The sequence below is a fragment of the Sphingomonas plantiphila genome, assembly GCF_046000505.1.
GTDB classification, from domain to species: domain Bacteria; phylum Pseudomonadota; class Alphaproteobacteria; order Sphingomonadales; family Sphingomonadaceae; genus Sphingomonas; species Sphingomonas plantiphila.
The window spans coordinates 2527775-2547296 of record NZ_JBELQC010000001.1; the positions used below are offsets into that span (position 1 = coordinate 2527775).

The following is a 19522-nucleotide window of genomic DNA, read 5'->3' on the forward strand; positions in this document are numbered from 1 at the left end:
CCGCTAAAACCGGAGACGTTCGACAGCGCAAACGGAGAGTATGCCGAGCTTCGCGCCCGGTGCCCCGTTGCGCATAGCGACGCATGGGGCGGCTTTTGGGCGCTGATGAAGCATGACGACGTGTCGGCTGCAGCTGCGGACTGGCAGACCTTCATCACGTCGAAGCAGAATGTCGTGCCAAAGGTCGCCTTCACCGGCCGCCGCCCGCCGCTGCATCTCGATCCACCGGAGCACACCCCCTATCGCCGCGCGATCGCGCCCCTGCTGACCGAGCGCAAGGTCGCGAAGCTGGAGCCGGTCGTGCGGCGAATTTGTCGGGATCTGCTCGGCGACATGGTCGCGCGGGGCGGGGGCGATGTCGTTGCCGATTATTCCGCGCACATGCCGATCGCGGTGTTCGCCAACTGGATGAACCTGACGCCCGAGGCGGTGGACGAGCTCACGCGGGTGGGGCAGCGCTACAATATCGCGGTCCAATCAAACGATATGGATGCGACCAAGGAATCGAGCCTGCTGCTGTACGACATGGCGCGGGGCATCGTTGCCGATCGCAAGGCCTCGCCGCTGCCGGTGGACGAGGATGTGACCAGCGCGCTGCTCGCGACCCGCGTCGACGGCGAACCGCTGCCCGAAGAGATGATCGTCGGGACCATTCGCCAGGTACTGGTGGTCGGCATCATCGCGCCGAGCGTGATGATCGGATCGATCGCGGTGCATCTGTCGCGCGACCCGGCCCTGCAAAGCGCGCTGCGGGCCGACCCGGCGCTCGTCCCTGCGGCGGTCGAGGAATTTCTACGGCTTTACACCCCGTATCGGGGCTTTGCGCGCACTGCCGTGACGGACGTGACGATCCGCGGGCGGACCATCCCGGCGGGCGAGCCGATCGCGCTGGTCTATGCCTCGGCAAATCGTGACGAAGACGTGTTCGAATGTCCGCACGAGTTTCGCATCGATCGCACCAACATGAAGGAATCGGTCGCGTTCGGGCGCGGGCCGCACATGTGCGTCGGCGCGGCGCTGGCGCGGCTCGAACTGATCGTGGCGGTCGAGGAATTGCTCGCCGCTGCGCCCAGCTTCACGCTGACCGGCGAGCCCAAGCCGACCCGCTTCCCCGAAATCGGCGCGCTCAGCGTTCCGATCGCGTTCGAGCGCGCGGCATGACCCATGTCTTCCTCGCCGCAGGCGACCTGGCCCCCGATCGCGACGATTACGACGAAAGCTATGTCGCGACCCGCGACGTGCTGCACGCCGCCGACATCGCCTTCGCCCAGCTCGAGACGAGCTTTGCCGAGAAGGGCGTCCGTCTGCCGCAGGCGCGCCACGCCGTGCTGGCGCGGCCGGAGGGCGCCGACGCGCTCGCGCGGGCGGGGTTCGACGTCATCTCGGTGGCGGGCAACCACGTTCTCGACTGGGGCAATGACGCGTTTTTCGAGACCAGGGCCAATCTCGAACGGGCCGGCCTGAAGGTCGTCGGTGCCGGAGCGAACATCGCCGAGGCGCGCAAGCCAGTGAAGATCACGCTGGGCGACGGCACGCGCGTCGCGATCCTTGCCTACTGCACGATCCTCCCGCACAGCTACTGGGCAGAGGAGCGCCGTCCCGGCTGCGCCCCGATGCGCGCGCACACGGTATACGAACAGATCGAGCATGATCAGCCGGGTACGCCAGCGCGCATCCACACTTTTCCGCATCGCGAGGACCTCGCGGCGCTGGAGGCAGACATTCGAGCGGCCAAGGCAGAGGCCGACCTCGTCTTCGTCTCGCTGCATTGGGGCATCCATTTCGTCCGCGCGAGCATCGCCGACTATCAGCGCGACGTCGCGCGTGCCGCAGTTGCGGCCGGGGCCGACGCGATCCTGGGTGGCCATCCCCATATCCTGAAGGGGTGCGAGGTTATCGACGGCGCGCCGGTCTTCTACTCGCTGTGCAATTTCGCGACCGACCTGCGCATGGACCCGGTCCATGCCGCGTCGAAGAGCTTCAACGAAATCCGTGTGCTGGCCGAGGAATGGGAGCCGGATTTCGACAGCCTGTACAATTTTCCCAAGGCGTCGCGGATGTCGATGGTCGCGCGGTTCGAGATCGCGAACGGCCGCATCCTCCGCTCGGGCTTCCTGCCGCTGTATATCGATCGCGACGCAGTCCCGCGCTTCGTCGAGCCGGGCAGCGAACGGCACGCCGAAATCGTCGACTATATGGCGGCCGTGACCGCCGAAGCAGGGCTCAACGCCCGCTACCATGTGGAGAGCGAGATGGTCGTCCTGGAGGCCGCGGCATGACCGCCGCCAGACAAACGGGCGCATCCGCCTTTCCGCTGGAAGGCTATGTCTTCCTCTATCTGCTCGCCTATCTGCCCAACGTCATCATCACCAAATTGGTGACGAGCACGGTGCATCCGGGTCTCGGCCGTCCGCTCACCGGGCTGGAAACGCTGCCGGCATCGCTGATCATCTCGACCGTGCTGACCTATCTCTTCATCTGGTGGTCGGGCTGGCACAAGGATGCGCACGGCGTGATGGTGCTCGGCCGCCGCATTCCGGTGCCGACCAAATATACGCTCTATTCGGGCTTCGGCACTGCGCTGGTGCTGTTCACCGTCCCGCTGTCCTTCACCTTCGAAGGCGTCAGCATCCCGTTCATCCAGCTGCTGATGCGCGGCGACATCCTGATCATCGCGCCGATCGTCGACCTGCTATTCGGGCGGCGAGTGCGCTGGTGGAGCTGGTGCGCGCTGGTGATGGTGCTGGGGGCGATGGTGATCACGCTCGCCGACCGCGGCGGACTGTATCTGCCGCCGCTCGCGATCCTGACCGTCATTCTCTACACCATCGGTTACTTCGTGCGCCTGATCGTGATGACCAAGGTGTCGAAGAGCGGCGATCCCGCATCGGTGCGCCAGTATTTCGTCGAGGAGAAGGTGTTCGCGCTGCCGCTGTCGGTCGCGATCCTCGCCGCGATCTCCGCGTCGGGCATCGGCAGCCAGTCGGGCGCGCTCGGCTGGGGGTTCATCTCGGTGTGGACCGATCCGGTGATCCTGCCGCTGTTCGGCATCGGTATCACGCTCACCATCGTCTCGGTGTTCGCGATCATCATCCTGCTCGACCCGCGCGAGAACGCCTATTGCGTCCCGCTGGAACGCGCGGCGAGCCTCGTCGCGGGCGTAGGCGGCGCGCTGATCCTGGCGTGGGTCTGGGGCCTGCCGCATCCGCGCACCGCCGAACTGATCGGCGCCGGAATCCTGATCGCCGCCATCGTGCTGCTTTCGCTTGCCCCGCGCTTTGCCGACCGGCCCGCCCGTTCGGCGCGCGCGGAAACGACCTGACCGAAAATCGATCCAACCAACCGCAGGAACATGCGGGCTGAACATGAGGAGGGGACTATGAACAACACTGCCATTCGTCGCCAGTCGACCCTGCTGAGCCGCAGCGCACTCGGCGTGCTTGCGCTGACCGTCGCCATGCCTGCCCTTGCGCAGGATGAGACTTCGCCGCCGCCGGCCGCGCCGGAAGCCGCCGAGCAGGACATCATCGTCACCGGCAGCCGCATCCGCGGCATCGATCCGGTCGGGTCGGCCGTGATCGCGATCGACGCCGATCAGATCCTGGAAGAGCCGGTCACCTCGACCAACGACATCCTGCGCCGCGTGCCGCAGGTCGTGTCGCTCGGCGCCAACCGCGCGGGCGGCTCCGCCCAGAATGGCGCAGCGAACGCGACGCGCGGCGCCGGCATCAACCTTCGCGGCCTGTCGACCAACGCGACGCTGCTGCTGTACGACGGCAAGCGCCTGCCGCCGCAGGGGACGCAGGGGCAGTTCACCGACCCGTCGGCGATCCCCTCGATCGCGCTGGGCCGGATCGAGGTCGTCGCCGACGGCACCTCCGCAGTCTATGGTTCGGACGCCGTCGCCGGCGTGGTCAACCTGATCCTGCGCAAGGATTTCTCCGGGATCGAAGCGCGCGGGCGCTATGGGATGACCGAGGGCGACTATTACGAGGCGCAGGCCGCCCTGCTCGTCGGGCATAAATGGGATGGCGGCTACATCATGGCGGCGGGCGAGTATTCGAAGAACAACAATCTGTTCGGCTCCGAACTCGATTTCTACACCTCCGACAATCGTGCGCGCGGCGGACGCGACCTGCGCGGCACCAACTGCGCGCCGGGGACGATCGTCGTCGGCGGCGTGAACTATGCGATCCCGGCGGGCGGCGTGACCAGCGCGAATGTCGGCAGCCTGGTCGCGGGAACGCGCAACCAGTGCGAGTTCCGCGACATCGCCCAGGTCATTCCGGACCAGGAGCGCTGGAGCGGCGTCGCGTCGGCCAGCCACGAGACCACCGACGGCATACGCGTTTTCGCCGACGGCTTCTACTCGCGGCGCAGCGGCACCCTGCTGTTCAATCCGACGGTCAACGCAACCGTCCCGAGCACCAATCCGTTCTTCGTGTCGCCGGTTCCCGGAGCGACATCGGTCACGGTGCAGACCAACTTCCTCGCCGACACCGGCCCGCTTCCCAACCCCTATCATGCCAGCACGTGGAATGCGTCGGCAGGGATCGAAGCCGACCTGTTCGGGGATTTCCAAGGCACCGTCTACTATGCCTATGGCAAGTCTGAGGAGGTTGCCGATCGGCGGCGCTCCGGCGTCAATGGCGGCGCGTTGAACGCAGCGCTCGCCGATACCAATCCCGCAACGGCGCTCAACGTATTCGGTGGTCCGAACAATCCGGCAACGCTGGCGCGGATCACCGACAATTATTTCGTCATCACCGGCCGCACCCGGCTCGAAGTGATCAACGCGCAGATGGACGGATCGCTGTTCACGATGCCCGGCGGGAATGTCCGTATCGCCTTCGGCGGCGAGCATCGGGTGGAATATACCTATACCGATCTGTTCATCGGTCAGTCCTCTGCGGCGAACCATGTCACCGACGATGGCAGCCGCAATGTCGACGCCGTGTTCGCCGAGTTGTTCATTCCGCTCGTCGGAGCGGGCAACGCGTCGCCGGGCCTTGAGCGGCTGTCGCTGAGCATCGCTGGCCGCTACGAGGATTACAGCGACTTCGGCAGCACCGCCAATCCGAAGATCGGCATCACCTATTCGCCATGGATGGGTCTCGTTCTCAAGGGCACCTACGGTACGTCGTTCCGCGCCCCGACCTTCACCGAAGTGTCGACGGTGGGCGGCGGTGCGGGCCTGTATTTCGATACGCTGCCCGGCCCCGGCGGCAACCAGCAGGGGATCGGCATTGCGGGCGGCAACCCCAATCTGAAGCCGGAAAAGGCGACGACCTGGTCGTTCGGCGTGGAAGTCGCGCCGCCGGATATCCCGGGGTTCAACGCGTCGCTCAACTATTTCCGGATCGACTATACCGATCAGATCCAGGCACTGCGCGGAACTCCGGGTCTCCTCACCAACCCGATCTACAGCCAGTTCGTCCAGTTCAACCCGACCGCCGCAGAGATCAGTGCGCTGGTCAATTCGGGGCTCCCGATCAACGGCACGATCAACCAGTCGCTGGTCACCTATATCCAGGACGGGCGGCGCCAGAATCTCGGAACGTCGCTCTTGCGCGGCCTCGACTTCACCGCGGCCTATCGCTGGAACTGGGGCGGGGTCGATCTCGATGCCGGTGTCCAGGGCACCTATGTCCTCGACTATCTGTTCGAGGCGGTTCCCGGCGCGGGTCTGGTCGATGTCCTCGACACGATCGGCTTCACCCAGAAATTCCGTACCCAGGCGGACATCGGCGCCAAGGTCGGCGGGTTCAAGTCGCGGCTGACCTGGAACCACCTCAACGGCTACATCAACACCACGTCGAACGTGGTGCGCGAGATCAGCAACTACGACACGTTCGATCTGCTGATCGGATACGACATCACCGATCGGGTCGGCATCTCGTTCGACGTGCGCAACCTGTTCAACGAAGACCCGCCCTTCGTCGACACCACCAACGGCTTCGATCCGCAGGCGTCGAACCCGATCCCGCGTCTCTTCGCGATCACGGCCAACGTGAAGTTCTGATGCCGGCGATGCTCGCCGCTGCGCTTGTCGGATGCGCGTCCCTCACGGGCGCGCATCCGGGAGACGTCCGGGTCACGGCGGCAACCGCGGTGACCCCGTCGCCGAGCTGGCAGCCCGAGACGAAGAGCTTTTACCGCCCGCTACCGGTCAGCGTTCCACTGTGCCGCGTCGAAGGCACGATCGAAGGCAATATCGGCTTCGAACTGTGGCTGCCTGCGACGTGGAACGGGCGGCTGCTCGGCGCTGGCGTCGGCGGCGACGCGGGCGTGTTCAACTATATCGACATGAGCCGCCGCATTGCCGAGGGATTTGCGACGGTTACGACCGACAGCGGGCATAAATCGTCCCAGGCGCGCTGGATGGCGGAGCCCAAGGCGCGGGTCGATTACGAACATCGCGCCGTCCACCTCACCGCAGTTGCGGCCAAGGCGCTTGCCGCCAAATTCTACGGCCGCGCGGTCGAAAAAAGCTATTTCACCGGCTGTTCGGGCGGTGGGCGCCAGGCGCTCAAGGAAATGCAGAACGATCCCGGCGACTATGACGGCGTGATCGCCGGTGCGCCGGGTCCGTACATGCCGCTGCAATCGGTGCGGATGCTGTGGTTCGCGCTGCAACAAAAATGGGCGCCCGCCGAAGCGCTGAGCGATGCCGACTGGGCATTGTACGAGAGCAAGGCGACCGCAGCCTGCGACGCCAAGGATGGCGTGGTGGACGGCATCATCGCCAACCCGCTCGCCTGCCAGTTCCGCACCGCGACGCTGTTGTGCAAGCCCGGCCAGACCGAAGGCTGCCTGACTGCGCCGAAGCTCAAGATGCTCGATCTGATCCGCGCGCCGATGCGCGACGAGGCGGGCAGGGTGATGGATGACGGTCTGTTCCCCGGCGTGCGCACGCGCCCCGGACCTCCCTCGCCGCTGTTGCGCGCGATGTGGGCAGATGGGGTGTATGACGACGCCAGTTGGGATGAGGACAGCTTCCAGCGCAGCCGCGACTTGCTTGCCGCCAATCGCAAGATGCCCGAACTGCGCGCCGACAGGGTCGCGATCGCGCCCTTCATCAAGGCCGGCGGCAAGGCGATCCTCTATCAGGGCTGGGCCGATCCCTCGACCAATGCCGGGCCGACGATCGACTATTACGCCGCGCTCGCGCGTGCCAATGGCGGGCTTTCGCAGTTGGACGACCATGTCCGCCTGTTCATGGTCCCCGGCATGTATCACTGTGCCCGCGGTCCCGGCGCGGATCAGTTCGGCGCATCGGGTCAGGCGAGCTGGCCCGGCGATGCGTCGCGCGACGTGCTGTGGTCGCTGATCCACTGGGTCGAAAAGGGACAGGCTCCCGCCCGTCTGACCGCGACGAAGATGGAAGAGGGGGCCGAGGCGTTCACCCGAACGCTGTGCCCCTATCCACAGGCGGCGCGCTACGACGGGAAGGGGCCGAAGACGGCGTCGTCCTCCTATCGCTGCGTGGTCGATCCTGCGCTCGTCCGCTATATGGGACGAAAGACACTGGTCGGTTCCTAAGCGGTGCCTGCGCTGCTAGCCACCGTCGCGGTGCAGCGGAGGATAGCATGGCAGCGGTGGTGGTCGATCCTGGCAAGGTGCGCGAATTCGCCGACGCGGCGAGCTTCTACGCATGGCTGGGCGACAATCACGCCGTCGCCGACGAAGTGTGGATCAAGCTCCACAAGGTGAACTCCGGCCTTCCGTCGATCACGCCGAAGGAGGCGATCGACGTCGCGCTGTGCTGGGGATGGATCGATGCCATCCGCAAGCGCTTCGACGCGCAAAGCTATCTTCAGCGCTACACCCCGCGCACCGCGAAGAGCATCTGGAGCCAGGTCAATGTCGAGAATATCGATCGCCTGATCGCCGACGGCCGGATGACTCCGCACGGCCTTCGCCAAGTCGAAGCGGCAAAGGCCGATGGGCGGTGGGACCGCGCCTATGGCGCGGGCCGAAAGCTGAAGATCGCCGAGGATTTCCAGGCCGCGATCGATGCCGAGCCACTGGCGAAGGCGATGCTGGGCAAGCTGACCGAGCAGAACCGCTTCGCGCTCGCCTTTCGGGTGCACAATATGAAAACGCCGGCGGGACGCGCGAAGAAAATCGCCACCTTCGTCGAAATGCTCAAGCGCGGCGAAACCATCTACCCCCAGCGCGACCGCTAGTCGCCCTCGGGCACGATCCGCACATCGACGCGCCGTGCCTGTGGCCAGGTCAGCCCGTCGAACGCCTCCGCCACATAAGACCCGGGTAGCGTCTTCACGATTCGGATCCGCTCCGGGGCAATGCCGCGCAGGATCAGCGCGCGTTGCACCACTTGCGCGCGGGTCCGCGCCAGCGCGGCATCTTCGACGATCTCGCGGCCCGACACCATGTCCGGTCTGGTCTGCGCGACCCCGGCGATCTCGATCCGCGCGGGTTGCACGTCGAGTGCATAGTTGATCGTCGCGTCGAGATAATAGTCGCTCAGCTGATAGGTGATGAAGCTGCTGCGATACCCGAAGGGTATGGTGAACCGCCCCTCGGCGAACGGCCTTTCGGGCTTCTCCCGCGCCTCGTAGAGGGGGCGGACATTGCGCGCGGGGAGGGCGAACTTGCGCCCCTGATAACCTTCCGCGCGGATCATGTGCCGCGTGCAGGGCAGGTCCATCACCGACACGCGCGCCGGTTCGATCACCGTTCCGCCACACGGATCGCCGCCATCCTTGGCGACGCGACCCTCGACCAGGATGGCATGGTTCCAGTCGGGCTTGGTCGGCGCGGCCGTGACGTCGTAGCGGATACCGGTCGCCGGGTCGCTGGCCAGCCAGCAACCCGATTTTCGGCCATTGTCCGTGTCGCGATAGACGGGGCAGGTGATGAATCGCACCGCCTGCTGCGCATCCTGCGCACCCATCAGCAAGACGGCGCTCGAAAGCAGGAGCATCCTCATCACAGCGCCCGCATCAGGTTTTCGAGGTCGCGCTTCTCCTGCTCGGTATAGCCGATATTGTAGCGCCGCTCGTAATAATCGATCACGCCACGGATATCCTTCGCGCTGCCGTTGGAGAAGAACGGAGCGCGCGCCGACATGCCGCGCAGCGACTGGAGCGTGATGCGTCCGACATCGGCGCACTTGCCCGTGGTCAGCGCGAAACCCGGATCGCTGGTCAGGATCGTGCGGCCATAATGCGGATGCGGCGGCCCTTTGCAGGTGATGCGGAACAGCGGCAGATGCGGCGCGGGGTCAGCGAAGGGCTGGTTGGTGGTGCCGAGATCCACCTGGCCCGGCGCAACATCCATGCCCATATACGACATGTTGTGACAGAAGACGCAGCTGTTGCGCACCGGATTGCCGAAGCCGATCGGCGAGTTGATGCCGGCCGTGTCGGTGATCAGGAACGTCTTGTCGCGAAACACCCGCGCGCCGCGCGCGACGGATTCGCGGAACGCGCGGACTTCGGGCGACAGCTTCGCCTTCACCGCCTCCGGCATCTTCTCCCACGCCTCGAACTCGCTCCACACCGGGATGCCGCCATCGCTGCCCAGCCGCCCGGCCTGCGACACCTGAAGCGTCTTCGTGCCGCCCATCGAGCCGTCGCCATCGAGCGGCCCGCCCACGGCATCGATCTGTTGCGCAGCATAAATCCGGCGCTCGAAATCGAGGATGCGGGCGATGTCCCGCTTGTCGAGATTCTCGAGGAAGCCGAGATGCGCTCCCGCCGCGTCGCGCATCTGCGCCTCCAGCGTCGGCACGCGCCCATCGGCCATCAAATTACCGCTCACCGGCTTTCCCGTATCCGGATCGACCGGCAGCGGCATGCCCGCCTTGGGGTCATAGGCGAAGCCCATCGCCTCGATATATTTGAAGTTCGCCACCGGGCGCGGGCGCCGGAACACCGACACCATCCCCGCGCTCTTGAGGCCGTATTTGGGATCGAGATTGCAGGTGGATGGATCGCGCACGACCTCGATCGTGAAGTCCGGCGTCACGTTCTTGGGCGGCCACGGGCGGGCGATCCGGATCAGGCCGTGGTCGATCAGCAGCGAATGCGACGCGCGCTCGCCCTGCGGCAGGGTGGGGCAGTTCGATCCATCCGATGCCGCGAACAACGGGTCCGCCGCGCCGTGGCGCTGCCATTGCCGCGCCGCGGACGCCGCCGACAGGCTCATCGCGTCCGCGGGCTGATGACAGGTGACGCACGCCCGGCCATTCGGCCCGATCGCGGTGAAGAAGGGATGATCCTTCGTCTCCATCGGTCCATCGTCGAGCAGCAGGCGGAGCGTGCCGTTGGCGTTGCGATAGTCGAGCTGGGCCGGGAAGACGCGACCCTCGTCGGGGTTCCACCACGGGTCCTTCTCACCCCCCTGCGCGAACGCGACCGCCGCAGCGAACGCGGCGGTGGCAGTGCCCAGGATCATCTTGCGGATCATGCCTTGCCCTCCCGCGCATTGCCCAGCCGCGCGAGCGGCAGGATCAGCAGCGCGCCAAGCAGCATCAGCCCTGCCAGCACGAACACCGGGACTGTGATCTGACCCGTCGTTGCCACGATCCAGCCGATCACCACCGGCATTGCCGTGCTGCTGGCATTGCCGCACAGGTTGATCGTCGCGATGGCGCCGGGATTGCGCGCGCCGACGAATTTGGTGGGCACCGTCCAGAATACCGACTGCGCGCTGCCGAGGCCGAACCCGCCGATCACCAGCGCCGTCAGTGCGAGCGGTCCGTTATGCGTGAACAGCGCGGCGACGCCGAACGCGGCGGCCGCGCCCAGCATCGGCCAGGCAAGGTGCCGATATCGCTCGCCGGTGCGATCCGAATGCCGGGCATTCCACACCATCCCCGCGCCGATCGCGATCCAGGGAAGCGCGGCGAGGATGCCGACCTCCAGCGGATCGCTGCGCCCGAGCGTCTTGATCGCGATCGGAAGCCAGAAGATGATTGCATTCGCGCCGGTAATCAGCACGAACCACACGCCGGCGGACACCCACAGGATCGGGTCCTTCAGCGCATCCGACAGCTTCGCGCTCGGCGCGCGGGCGTCTGCAATCTCGGCCGCGATCGTATCCTCGATCCGGGTGCGCTCGTCGTCGGAGAGCCAGCGCGCCTGTGCCGGGCGATCGACGAACCAGAAGAGCGCGAACAGCCCGGCGATCACCGTCGCCAGCCCCTCAACCAGGAACATCACCCGCCACGACGCCATGCCGCCCGTATCCATCGACATCAGCGCGCCACATAACGGCCCGCCGAAGATCACCGAAATCGGGATCGCCAGCATCGTTCCCGCGATCGCCCGTGCGCGATACTGCTGAGGCAGCCACTGGCTGACATACCACACCACACCCGGCGCAAATCCGCTCTCGAACAGGCCGAGCAGGAAACGCAGGACATAGAATTGCAGCGGCGTCTGGATCGCCGCCATCATCGCCGCGACTGCACCCCAACCGATCACGCTGCCCGCGATCCACCAGCGCGGCCCGATCCGGCGCAGCAACGCCGCGCTGGGCAACTGAAACAGCAGATATCCGACGAAGAAGATGCCGACGCCGAAGCCATAGGCCTTGGGATCGAGCCCGATATCGGGATTCATCTCGATCGCGGCGAAACTCACATTCACACGATCGAGCGAACTCAATATGATGAGAAAGGTCAGCGGCGCGACGACGCGCGCCATCACCTTGCGATAGGTGGTCGGATCCAAGCCTCTCTCCTTTGCGAAAACGCTATGCGATAAAGCATTTTTGTGTCAACGAGATTGTCGACAATCTGTTGAGGTGAGGATGATGAAGCCGCGCTGGACCGGCCAGGAATACGACCCGCACGCCCCGGAGGAGTTCGACACGCCGCATCGCGTGTTCGCCGATCTGCGCAGCCGATGCCCGGTTGCGCACAGCGACGCATTCGGCGGTTTCTGGATCGCCACCCGGCATGCGGACATACGGTCGATCCTCGACGATCCGGAAGAATTCACCACCACCGTCCGCAATGTCGTTCCCGGCGCATCGGCGACCGGCCGACGCCCACCGCTGCATCTCGACCCGCCCGAGCATACGCCCTATCGTCGCGCGATCGACCGCGCATTGGGTGCATCGCGCCTGGCCGCGATCGAACCGGTCATCGAGCGGCATGTCGCGATGCTGCTCGACACCTATATCGCGGCGGGGGGCGGCGATTTCGTCGAAGGGTTCGGCAGTCCGCTACCCGCGCTGCTGTTCGCCGACTGGTTCCAGCTCAGCCCCGAACAGACCGATCTGCTGTGGCGCACTGCGCAGGCGTTCGTGAAGGCGTGGGAGGCATTCGACGTCGAAACCGTCTCGCGAACCAGCGAGACGCTCTACGACCTCGCCCGCGACCTTCTCGAAAGCCGCTGCGCCGCACCGCTCGATCCCGAATTCGATCCGGTCAGCAGCCTGCTGGCAGCGACCGACGCGGACGGAAACCCGCTGCCGAACGAGATGTTGGTCGGCTGCGTCCGCCAGATCCTGGTCGTCGGGCTGGTCGCGCCGCCCGTCTTTCTCGGCAGCGTCGCGGTGCACCTCGCACGCCATCCCGCACTGGCGGACCAGTTGCGCACCGCTCCCCACAAGATCGACGCGGCGGTCGAGGAGTTTCTGCGCCTCTACACGCCCTATCGCGGCTTTGCGCGCACGACGCGCAACGGCGTGGAACTGGGCGGTCGCCGGATCGAGCCGGGCGAGCCGATCGCGCTCGCTTATGCCTCGGCCAACCGCGACGAAGCGGTGTTCGAAGCGCCCGACGAGTTTCGCCTCGACCGCGCGAATGTGCGCGAGCATCTCGCCTTTGGCCGCGGCCCGCATCGCTGCGCCGGCATGGCGATGGCGCGGATGGAGTTTCGCATTGCCTTGCGCGAACTGCTGGCGCGGACCCGCAGCATCGACCTGGCGGGCGACGTGCGCATGAGCGGGATGCCCGAGGTAGGCCCAGTCTACGTACCGCTGAAGGTGACGGCGGTCTAGCAAGCCCATCGATCCTCCCCCGCCAGGGGGAGGTGGCGCCGGAGGCGACGGAGGGGGAGGCAGGGAACGACCTCAGCCGTCGTGCTTCCTCCCCCTCCGTCAGGCTACGCCTGCCACCTCCCCCTAGCGGGGGAGGATTGCGAGGGCATTCCATACAAGAAAACCCCTCCGCCCTTGCGGGGGAGGGGTCAGGTTCGGGGGGAGCCCCGCGGATTGCGGCCCCTCCGATCGGAGAGGCCGCCCGAACTCAGAAGCTGAACCGCACCGTCGCGTAGATCTCGCGCGGCGCCGCCGGGATCGCGACATATTCGCCCGTCGGGGGCAGTGTGCCCTTGTAATAGGCGTAGTCGGTCTCGGTCAGGTTGGTCCCCTCCACCGACAGCTCGATACCGGGCAGGAAGCTCGGCTTGAACGCCACGCGCGCGCCGAGCAGCGTATAGCCATCCTGGAACGACGTCGCATCGGCTGGAGTCAGGAACTGCGAGCCCTTGTGGCTCAGGTCGCCGCGCAGCGTCAGCTCGCCCGCGCCGGTCTCGAAGCCATAGGAGATACCGGCGTTGATCGACCAGTCGGGGATCTGCGGGACGCGGTCGCCCAGCTTGAACCCGCTCGAAATCGCCGATGCCGCCAGCGTGTCGAACTTCGCGTCGACATAGCCGACGCCCAGGTTCAGATCGAGGCCGCGGGTCGGCCGCGCCGCGATCTCGAGCTCAAACCCCTTGATATCCGAACCGCCCGCGTTGCGCGTGGTGCGGATATTGGCGTTGGTCACCGGATCGACCGACTGCACCGTCAACTGGATGTTGCGATATTCGGAATAAAAGCCCGCGACGTTGAAGGTCAGCCGGTTGTTGAACCACGCCGTCTTCGCGCCCAGCTCATAGCTGGTCAGCTTTTCCGGATCGTAGCGCGGCGTTGGGGTCGACGCGACGGTCGATGCGCCGAACCCGCCCGATTTGAACCCCTTCGACCAGCTGGCGTAGAGCAGCATGTCGCGGTTCGGCTTGAATTCCAGCGCGACTCGCGGGGTGAAGCTGTCCCATTCGGCCACCGCGCTGGAGAGCGGGACGACGGTCGCGCCGCTCTGCGGCCGCACGACCGACGTCGCATATTCCTTGCGGTCCTTGTTGTAGCGCGCGCCGACAGTGATGCCGAACTGGTCGGTCAGGTTCAGCGTCTCCTGGGTGAACAGCGCATAGCTCGTCGCCTTCATGTAGAAGGTGGTGAAGGTGTTCCCGGCGTCCGCCGCGGTGGGGGTGCCACCGGCCGCGACGATCGCTTCGTAGATGCCCTCGAACGACCGCGTGAAGACGGTCGAATCGCCCTCCTCGCGGAATGCGTAAGCGCCGATCAGGAAGTTCAGCTTGCCGTCGATCGCGGTGCCGCCCAGCTGCAGCTCCTGGCTCAGCTGGTCCTGGTTCATCGTCGTGCGCGATTGCTGGAGCGGGTAGGGGGTCTGGTCGCCGTCCACCTCGATCGTCGCATCGATCTTGCGCCAGGCGCTGATCGATTTGAGCGAGATGTCATCGGTCAGATCGATGTTGAGCACCGCGGAAAGGCCACCGATATCGGCGTCGTCCTGCTGCGGCTGGAGCGAGTACACATTATAGGGGTCGGGCGCCTCCCACCGCGCGTCGTAGATCGATCCGGCGGGAAGGCCGAGCTGCGGGTTCCAATAGGGCGCCGCGAACTGGTTGAAGCGCGCGATCTTGGCGACGGTCGGCCCGGCGGGGACGAAGTCGATCAGATAGCCCGAGGGCGGGTTCTGGCGCTGGCGCGTGTAATCGCCCGCGACCTTCAGTGTCACTGCCTCGCCCAGCTGCGCCTTGATCGCGCCGCGCACGATGAAGCGGTTTTCGCTGGCATAGTGCAGCCCGTCGAGGATGCGCGTGCCATAGCCTTCGCTGGTGAGATAGGAGGCGGAGAGCTTGAGCCCCAGCACATCCTCGACCAGCGGCGTGTTGATCAGCGCGGAGACGTCGGCGCGCTTGTAGCTGCCGGCGCGCGCCTTCACCATGCCGGTCGCATCGCCCGACAGGCGCGGGTCGGTGGTGATCACGTTGATCGCGCCGCCGATCGTGTTGCGGCCGTACAGGGTACCCTGCGGGCCCTTCAGCACCTCGACCCGCTCGATATCCTCGAGGCTCAGCAGGCCGCCCATCGAGCGTGCGATATAGACGTCGTCGACATACAGGCCGATGCCGGGATCGGTCGGAAACTGGAAGTCGCCGGTGCCGACGCCGCGGATATAGCCGGCAAACGCGGAACCGCCGCCCGCCGGACGGTTGGTCGGATGCAGTTCGAGGTTGGGCGCGAAGTTGGATACGTCGCCAAGATTGTCGATGCCGCGCTCGACCAGCGAATCCGCCGACAACGCAGTGACCGACAGCGGTGCATCCTGCAGCCGTTCCTCACGACGCTGTGCGGTGATGACGATTTCGCCAATGCCGACCTCTTCGTCCTGCGGGGCAGGGGAAGTCTGCGACAGAGCGGGCGATGCGGCGAGCAGGGCGGCGATCGACGCGCCCGTGGCGAGCGCGATGGTCGGACGAAAGCGCATATCAGATTCCTCCCCATGGGTACGGCCGGGGGTCGTCGCCCCCTTCGCGAGCAATCGTTATGGAACAATACAAATATTGTCAACAATCTCGTCAGCAACCGATGCGCCAGCAAATATCAGAGGTATCCGGTGCGGTTTGCGATAGAAGTCGTCGGATGCGGCTGCCGTTGCTCTGTGCTTTGCTGATCTGGCCCATGGGGGCGTTCGCCGGCCAACGGACTCCGGTTCCCGAGCCGGCGCGACAAGCGATGGCCGCGGGCGATCATGCGGGCGCCGCTGCCGCCGTGGAGCCGGAAGTGAATCGCTGTCTCGCGATGAGCGATCCTGGCGACCGCTGCCTTGATCTCATGGTTTTCGCGGTCGGCATCATGGACGCAATGGGCCGGGCGGAGGACTATGATCGGCTGCTGCAGGCCACCGTGCGCTACGCCGAACTCACGCTTCCGGCTATGGATCGGGAACTGGCCGATCTGCGCGCACTCCAGGCGGACCGCCTGTTCGTCGCGCAGGACTATCCGGCGGCGCAGGCTTTGCGGGAGCTCGTCCTGCGTGCGCGCCGTGCCGCCAAGCCGGTGGACGACGCCGCGCTCGCGGACGCCCTTTCGGATCTCGAGATTACGCTGAGCCTTCAGGGCAACTATGCCGCGGCATTGCCCTATGCCACCGAAGCGGTGGCCGTGGCGCGTCGGCTGGGTCGTCCGGCCCTGCTCGCAGACGCGTTGTGGCGCGAAGGGCGGGTTCTGCTGGAGGCTGGCCGCAATACCGATGCCGAAACACGTCTGCGCGAAGCGGACCTGCTCAATGCGCGCGGCGGCGCCGAGCGGCGGGCCGCACGCGTCCTCGCCCTCGATCAACTCGCCGTGGCCCTGTTCGAACAACGCCGCGTTCGCGAGGCCCGCGATGTCGCCGTTCTGGCGTTGGCGCTCTCGCGCGAGGTCGATGGCGAACGGGGCGAGCGCACGCTCGCGCTGATCGGCGACATCGCGACGTTCGACCGCGACCTTGGAGAGCTGGAGCGGGCGGAAACCGCACTGCGGCAGGCGGTGGCGATCGCGGAGGCTTCGCCCAAGGCATCGGTCAGGACCCGTCTGCGGCTGTACTCCGCTTTGTCCTCCGTGCTGGTCAGCCGCGGGCGCGCGGTCGAGGCGGTGAGGATGCTGGGCGACCTGACCGGCGCGATCGGCGCGCTGGACGAGGCCGAGCAGCGCGATCTGTCCGACCTGCTGCAGAATTACGCGACGGCACTGACCGAAGTCGGCCGGCTCGACGAAGCCGAGGTCATCGCGCGCCGTGTCGTCGCGATCCGCAAGGCGGCATTGCGGCCCGACGATCCCGCGATCGGCCGGGCGCTCGGCGCGCTGGGATTGGTGCTGGACCGTCTCGATCGCCTGGAAGACGCGCTGAAGGTTCAGATCGAGGCGGCGAACCTGCTCATGGGTAATGGGCGGGACGATGCCGCGCTGGCGCGGGACGACGTGTTCATCGTCGCGGTCGGCAACGTCGCCACGACGCTGGTCAAACTCGATCGCCTTGCAGAGGCCAAGCCGTTTCAGGAACTGGCGCTGCGGCTGGCACGGGCGGGGTTTCCCGCCGAGTCCGACGATCTTGCGAACGCGCTCAATCGCTGGGCGCAGTATCGCAAGGCGATGCGGGTCTGCGACGGGCTCGCCGCCGCGCGGGAGGCGCAGGCGATCTGGGCGCGGCGGTCGGGTGCGGTCTCGCCCGATCGCGTCGTCGGCGACATCAATCTGGCAAGCTATCTGCGCATGTGCCGCGGTGATCCGGCGGAGCAGCGCGCATATTGGCGCGATGCGGTGCGCTATCTCCTCGCGGACGCAGGCCAGTCCACCGACTATGATGCGCGCGCGCGAACGCTGCTACGCGACCGGCGGATTGCCTTTCTCGGCACCGTCGATGCGAACTGGCAGCTTGGTGCCATGGCAACGCCGCGCCCCTAGTGCGGCAGCACGTCTTCCATCTCGATCACCGCCGCCAGCGCATCCTCGACATGCTTGCGCATCAGCCGCTCGGCCTCCGGCCCGTCACCGCGCACGATCGCATCGGTGATCTGGCGATGGTCGCTATTGGCATCGTCGATCCGGTGCGGCTTGAAAAAGGCGGAGAAGAGCAGGCGATAGAGCGGAAGCCGCAGTCGTTCGACGAAACCGCGGATATATTCATTGTCCGCGCCGTCCAGGATCAGGGCATGCCATGCGTCGTTTGCGCGCACGAAAGCGGGGTGGTCGCCGGTATTCTCCACGGCATTCAGTCGCGCCTGCAGCGCCATCAGCTGCGCCTTGCGGTCCGGGTCGTCCGCCACCGCGAAATCATGCGCCGCAAGCCCCTCCAGCGCCATGCGCGCGCGATAGATCTGCCGGATTTCGTCAATCCCGAAGCGCCGTACGGAGGCGCCGCGAAACTCCTCGATCACGATCAGCCCTTCGCTTTCGAGCCGCTGTAGCGCCTCGCGCACGCGGCTGCGGGTAGCGCCGGTGTCGCGGATGATGTCGGCCTCGACCAGCCGCTGTCCCTGAACGGCGCGCCCCGTGCGGATCCGCTCGCGCAGCCAGGCGGCGACTTCGGCGGCGGAGAGGATGCGATCGGTCTCGTCGGTCATGCCCGAAGCCTTTCGGCCGGGACCGTCGCTGTCAACCGGTTGCGCCTTCGACCGGCGGTTTCCAGCCTCGCATGGCGAGCAGCGCCACGGCCGCGACGATCGATCCGAGCCCCATCAGAATCGCCACCGTCGGTAGGCCATATCCGGCTGCGAACAGAAAGCCCGCCAGCGCCGGCGCCAGCGCCGATCCGCCGCGCCCGACGCCGATGACGAAGCCCGTCGCCGTCGCGCGCACGCCGGTGGGGAAGGACTGGGCGATCAGCGCATACAGGCCGACCACGCCGGCATTGGTGGCAAAGCCGGCTGCGGCCGCGACCATCGACAATCCCGCCAGGTCGCTCTGTCCGCGGCCGAACAGGATCACCAGCGCGGTGGACAGCAGCATCGCCACCACGGTGAGCGCGAGCAGCCGGATCTTGCCGGTCAGCAGCCCCAGGATCAGCGATCCGGTCGCGCCGCCGATGCTGGCCCACACCAGCACGCCCGCCGCCTCGGGCGGGGGAAAGCCCATGTCGACCACGATCTTCGGAATCCATTTCAGGATGAAATAGAAGGTCATGATGTGCGCCAGATAGGCGAGCGTCAGCAGCAGGGTGGGGCGCATCAGCGCGGGCGAGAACAGATTGATCAGCGGCGCCTTGCGCGTCGTCACCACATCGGGCGCGGGCAGCGCGTCGATCGGCGGATGCCCCATCCGCGCGAGGTTGGCGTTGATCCGCTCGAGCGCGTCCGGCGGGCGCCGGTGCATCAGGAAGGCGACCGACTCCGGCGCGCGCCACAATACCAGCGGTACGAACAGCAGCGAGCAGGCCGCGCCGAACACGAACACCGCGCGCCAGTCGTACATCGATAGCAGCACCGCCGAGATCGAGCCGCCGACGATCGTTCCGACCGGGTATCCCGCCGCCATCAGCACCACGGCAAGCGAGCGGTGCTTGGCGTTCGCCGCCTCTGCCACCGCGGCATTGGTCGCCGCGAGCATGCCGCCAATGCCGAGGCCCGTCAGCACGCGCCACGACATCAGCGTATACACGCCGCCCGCGCTCGCCGCGCCAAGCATACCGACGGACATGATCGCGAGGCAGGAGAGGATCGTCGCGCGCCGGCCGATCCGGTCGGCAATGCCGCCCAGGAAAAGCGACCCGATCGCCATCCCGACCAGCTCCATCGACAGCACGATACCCAACTGGGCACGGTCGATGCCCCAATCGGCGGCGATGCCGGGAGAGGCGAAGCTGATCGAAAGGACGTCGAACCCGTCGAGTGCGTTCAGGCCGACCATCGTCGCCACCACACCCCATTGGAACCGGGACATCGGTGCCTGGTCGATCACTGCACGCGGATCGGTAGCCATTTCCCCTCCA

At 66.4% G+C, this 19522-nt stretch carries 14 protein-coding genes; 8 read left to right on the forward strand and 6 right to left on the reverse strand.

The features are described from left to right. Positions 1-105 precede the first annotated feature (105 nt). The 6 genes from ABS767_RS12060 to ABS767_RS12085 are packed head-to-tail and all read left to right on the forward strand — an operon-like array spanning position 106 to position 8189. A complete protein-coding gene (locus ABS767_RS12060) occupies positions 106-1161 on the forward strand; it encodes a cytochrome P450 (protein ID WP_408078588.1) in 1056 nt (351 codons plus the stop codon). Continuing rightward, positions 1158-2279, forward strand: a complete 1122-nt coding sequence (locus ABS767_RS12065; RefSeq protein ID WP_408078589.1) for a CapA family protein — start codon at positions 1158-1160, stop codon at positions 2277-2279. The genes ABS767_RS12060 and ABS767_RS12065 overlap by 4 nt, the downstream gene beginning before the upstream one ends. Next, positions 2276-3322 carry a hypothetical protein gene (locus tag ABS767_RS12070; protein ID WP_408078590.1) on the forward strand — a complete coding sequence of 349 codons (1047 nt, stop codon included), beginning with the start codon at positions 2276-2278 and terminating at the stop codon, positions 3320-3322. The genes ABS767_RS12065 and ABS767_RS12070 overlap by 4 nt, the downstream gene beginning before the upstream one ends. Positions 3323-3379: 57 nt before the next feature. Beyond that, the gene (locus ABS767_RS12075; RefSeq protein ID WP_408078591.1) at positions 3380-6022 is read left to right on the forward strand and encodes a TonB-dependent receptor plug domain-containing protein; all 2643 of its coding nucleotides are present in this window, start codon (positions 3380-3382) and stop codon (positions 6020-6022) included. After that, positions 6022-7542, forward strand: coding sequence for a tannase/feruloyl esterase family alpha/beta hydrolase (locus ABS767_RS12080; RefSeq protein WP_408078592.1), 1521 nt, complete (start codon positions 6022-6024; stop codon positions 7540-7542). Before ABS767_RS12075 ends, ABS767_RS12080 begins: the two co-directional genes overlap by 1 nt. A gap of 47 nt (positions 7543-7589) precedes the next feature. Next, the gene (locus ABS767_RS12085) at positions 7590-8189 is read left to right on the forward strand and encodes a YdeI/OmpD-associated family protein (RefSeq protein ID WP_408078593.1); all 600 of its coding nucleotides are present in this window, start codon (positions 7590-7592) and stop codon (positions 8187-8189) included. On the opposite strand, the gene ABS767_RS12090 is transcribed toward ABS767_RS12085, so the two are convergent. From ABS767_RS12090 to ABS767_RS12100, 3 genes are read right to left on the reverse strand one after another with little or no spacing between them, the layout of a single operon-like run. After that, complete coding sequence (locus tag ABS767_RS12090) at positions 8186-8956, reverse strand: OmpA family protein (protein WP_408078594.1); 771 nt, start codon at positions 8954-8956, stop codon at positions 8186-8188. The two genes, ABS767_RS12085 and ABS767_RS12090, sit on opposite strands and share 4 nt — an antisense overlap. Further along, positions 8956-10437, reverse strand: coding sequence for a hypothetical protein (locus ABS767_RS12095; protein WP_408078595.1), 1482 nt, complete (start codon positions 10435-10437; stop codon positions 8956-8958). Before ABS767_RS12095 ends, ABS767_RS12090 begins: the two co-directional genes overlap by 1 nt. After that, positions 10434-11705, reverse strand: a complete 1272-nt coding sequence (locus ABS767_RS12100; protein ID WP_408078596.1) for an MFS transporter — start codon at positions 11703-11705, stop codon at positions 10434-10436. The genes ABS767_RS12095 and ABS767_RS12100 overlap by 4 nt, the downstream gene beginning before the upstream one ends. Positions 11706-11784: 79 nt before the next feature. On the opposite strand from ABS767_RS12100, the gene ABS767_RS12105 reads away from it, so the two are divergent. Beyond that, on the forward strand, positions 11785-12981 hold the full coding sequence (locus ABS767_RS12105; RefSeq protein WP_408078597.1) for a cytochrome P450: 1197 nt from the start codon (positions 11785-11787) through the stop codon (positions 12979-12981). Between the two features lie 247 nt (positions 12982-13228). Here ABS767_RS12105 and ABS767_RS12110 read toward each other — a convergent pair whose 3' ends face one another. Beyond that, positions 13229-15541 (reverse strand): TonB-dependent receptor, encoded by a 2313-nt coding sequence (locus ABS767_RS12110; protein ID WP_408078598.1) that lies wholly within the window; start codon positions 15539-15541, stop codon positions 13229-13231. A gap of 347 nt (positions 15542-15888) precedes the next feature. Between ABS767_RS12110 and ABS767_RS12115 the strand changes: the two genes are divergently transcribed. Then, a complete protein-coding gene (locus ABS767_RS12115) occupies positions 15889-17499 on the forward strand; it encodes a tetratricopeptide repeat protein (protein WP_408078599.1) in 1611 nt (536 codons plus the stop codon). Here the strand turns inward: ABS767_RS12115 and ABS767_RS12120 are convergent. Further along, entirely contained in the window at positions 17496-18158 is a 663-nt protein-coding gene (locus ABS767_RS12120; protein ID WP_408078600.1) for a GntR family transcriptional regulator, read from the reverse strand. The genes ABS767_RS12115 and ABS767_RS12120 overlap by 4 nt on opposite strands. Positions 18159-18189: 31 nt before the next feature. Beyond that, positions 18190-19512 carry an MFS transporter gene (locus ABS767_RS12125; RefSeq protein WP_408078601.1) on the reverse strand — a complete coding sequence of 441 codons (1323 nt, stop codon included), beginning with the start codon at positions 19510-19512 and terminating at the stop codon, positions 18190-18192. Positions 19513-19522 lie beyond the last annotated feature (10 nt).

Coding starts and splice junctions, on each gene's coding strand:
- ABS767_RS12060 (WP_408078588.1), top strand. CDS start 106: ATGAAGCATGACGACGTGTCGGCTGCAGCTGCGGACTGGCAGACCTTC.
- ABS767_RS12065 (WP_408078589.1), top strand. CDS start 1,158: ATGACCCATGTCTTCCTCGCCGCAGGCGACCTGGCCCCCGATCGCGAC.
- ABS767_RS12070 (WP_408078590.1), top strand. CDS start 2,276: ATGACCGCCGCCAGACAAACGGGCGCATCCGCCTTTCCGCTGGAAGGC.
- ABS767_RS12075 (WP_408078591.1), top strand. CDS start 3,380: ATGAACAACACTGCCATTCGTCGCCAGTCGACCCTGCTGAGCCGCAGC.
- ABS767_RS12080 (WP_408078592.1), top strand. CDS start 6,022: ATGCCGGCGATGCTCGCCGCTGCGCTTGTCGGATGCGCGTCCCTCACG.
- ABS767_RS12085 (WP_408078593.1), top strand. CDS start 7,590: ATGGCAGCGGTGGTGGTCGATCCTGGCAAGGTGCGCGAATTCGCCGAC.
- ABS767_RS12090 (WP_408078594.1), bottom strand. CDS start 8,956: ATGAGGATGCTCCTGCTTTCGAGCGCCGTCTTGCTGATGGGTGCGCAG.
- ABS767_RS12095 (WP_408078595.1), bottom strand. CDS start 10,437: ATGATCCGCAAGATGATCCTGGGCACTGCCACCGCCGCGTTCGCTGCG.
- ABS767_RS12105 (WP_408078597.1), top strand. CDS start 11,785: ATGATGAAGCCGCGCTGGACCGGCCAGGAATACGACCCGCACGCCCCG.
- ABS767_RS12110 (WP_408078598.1), bottom strand. CDS start 15,541: ATGCGCTTTCGTCCGACCATCGCGCTCGCCACGGGCGCGTCGATCGCC.
- ABS767_RS12115 (WP_408078599.1), top strand. CDS start 15,889: ATGGTTTTCGCGGTCGGCATCATGGACGCAATGGGCCGGGCGGAGGAC.
- ABS767_RS12120 (WP_408078600.1), bottom strand. CDS start 18,158: ATGACCGACGAGACCGATCGCATCCTCTCCGCCGCCGAAGTCGCCGCC.
- ABS767_RS12125 (WP_408078601.1), bottom strand. CDS start 19,512: ATGGCTACCGATCCGCGTGCAGTGATCGACCAGGCACCGATGTCCCGG.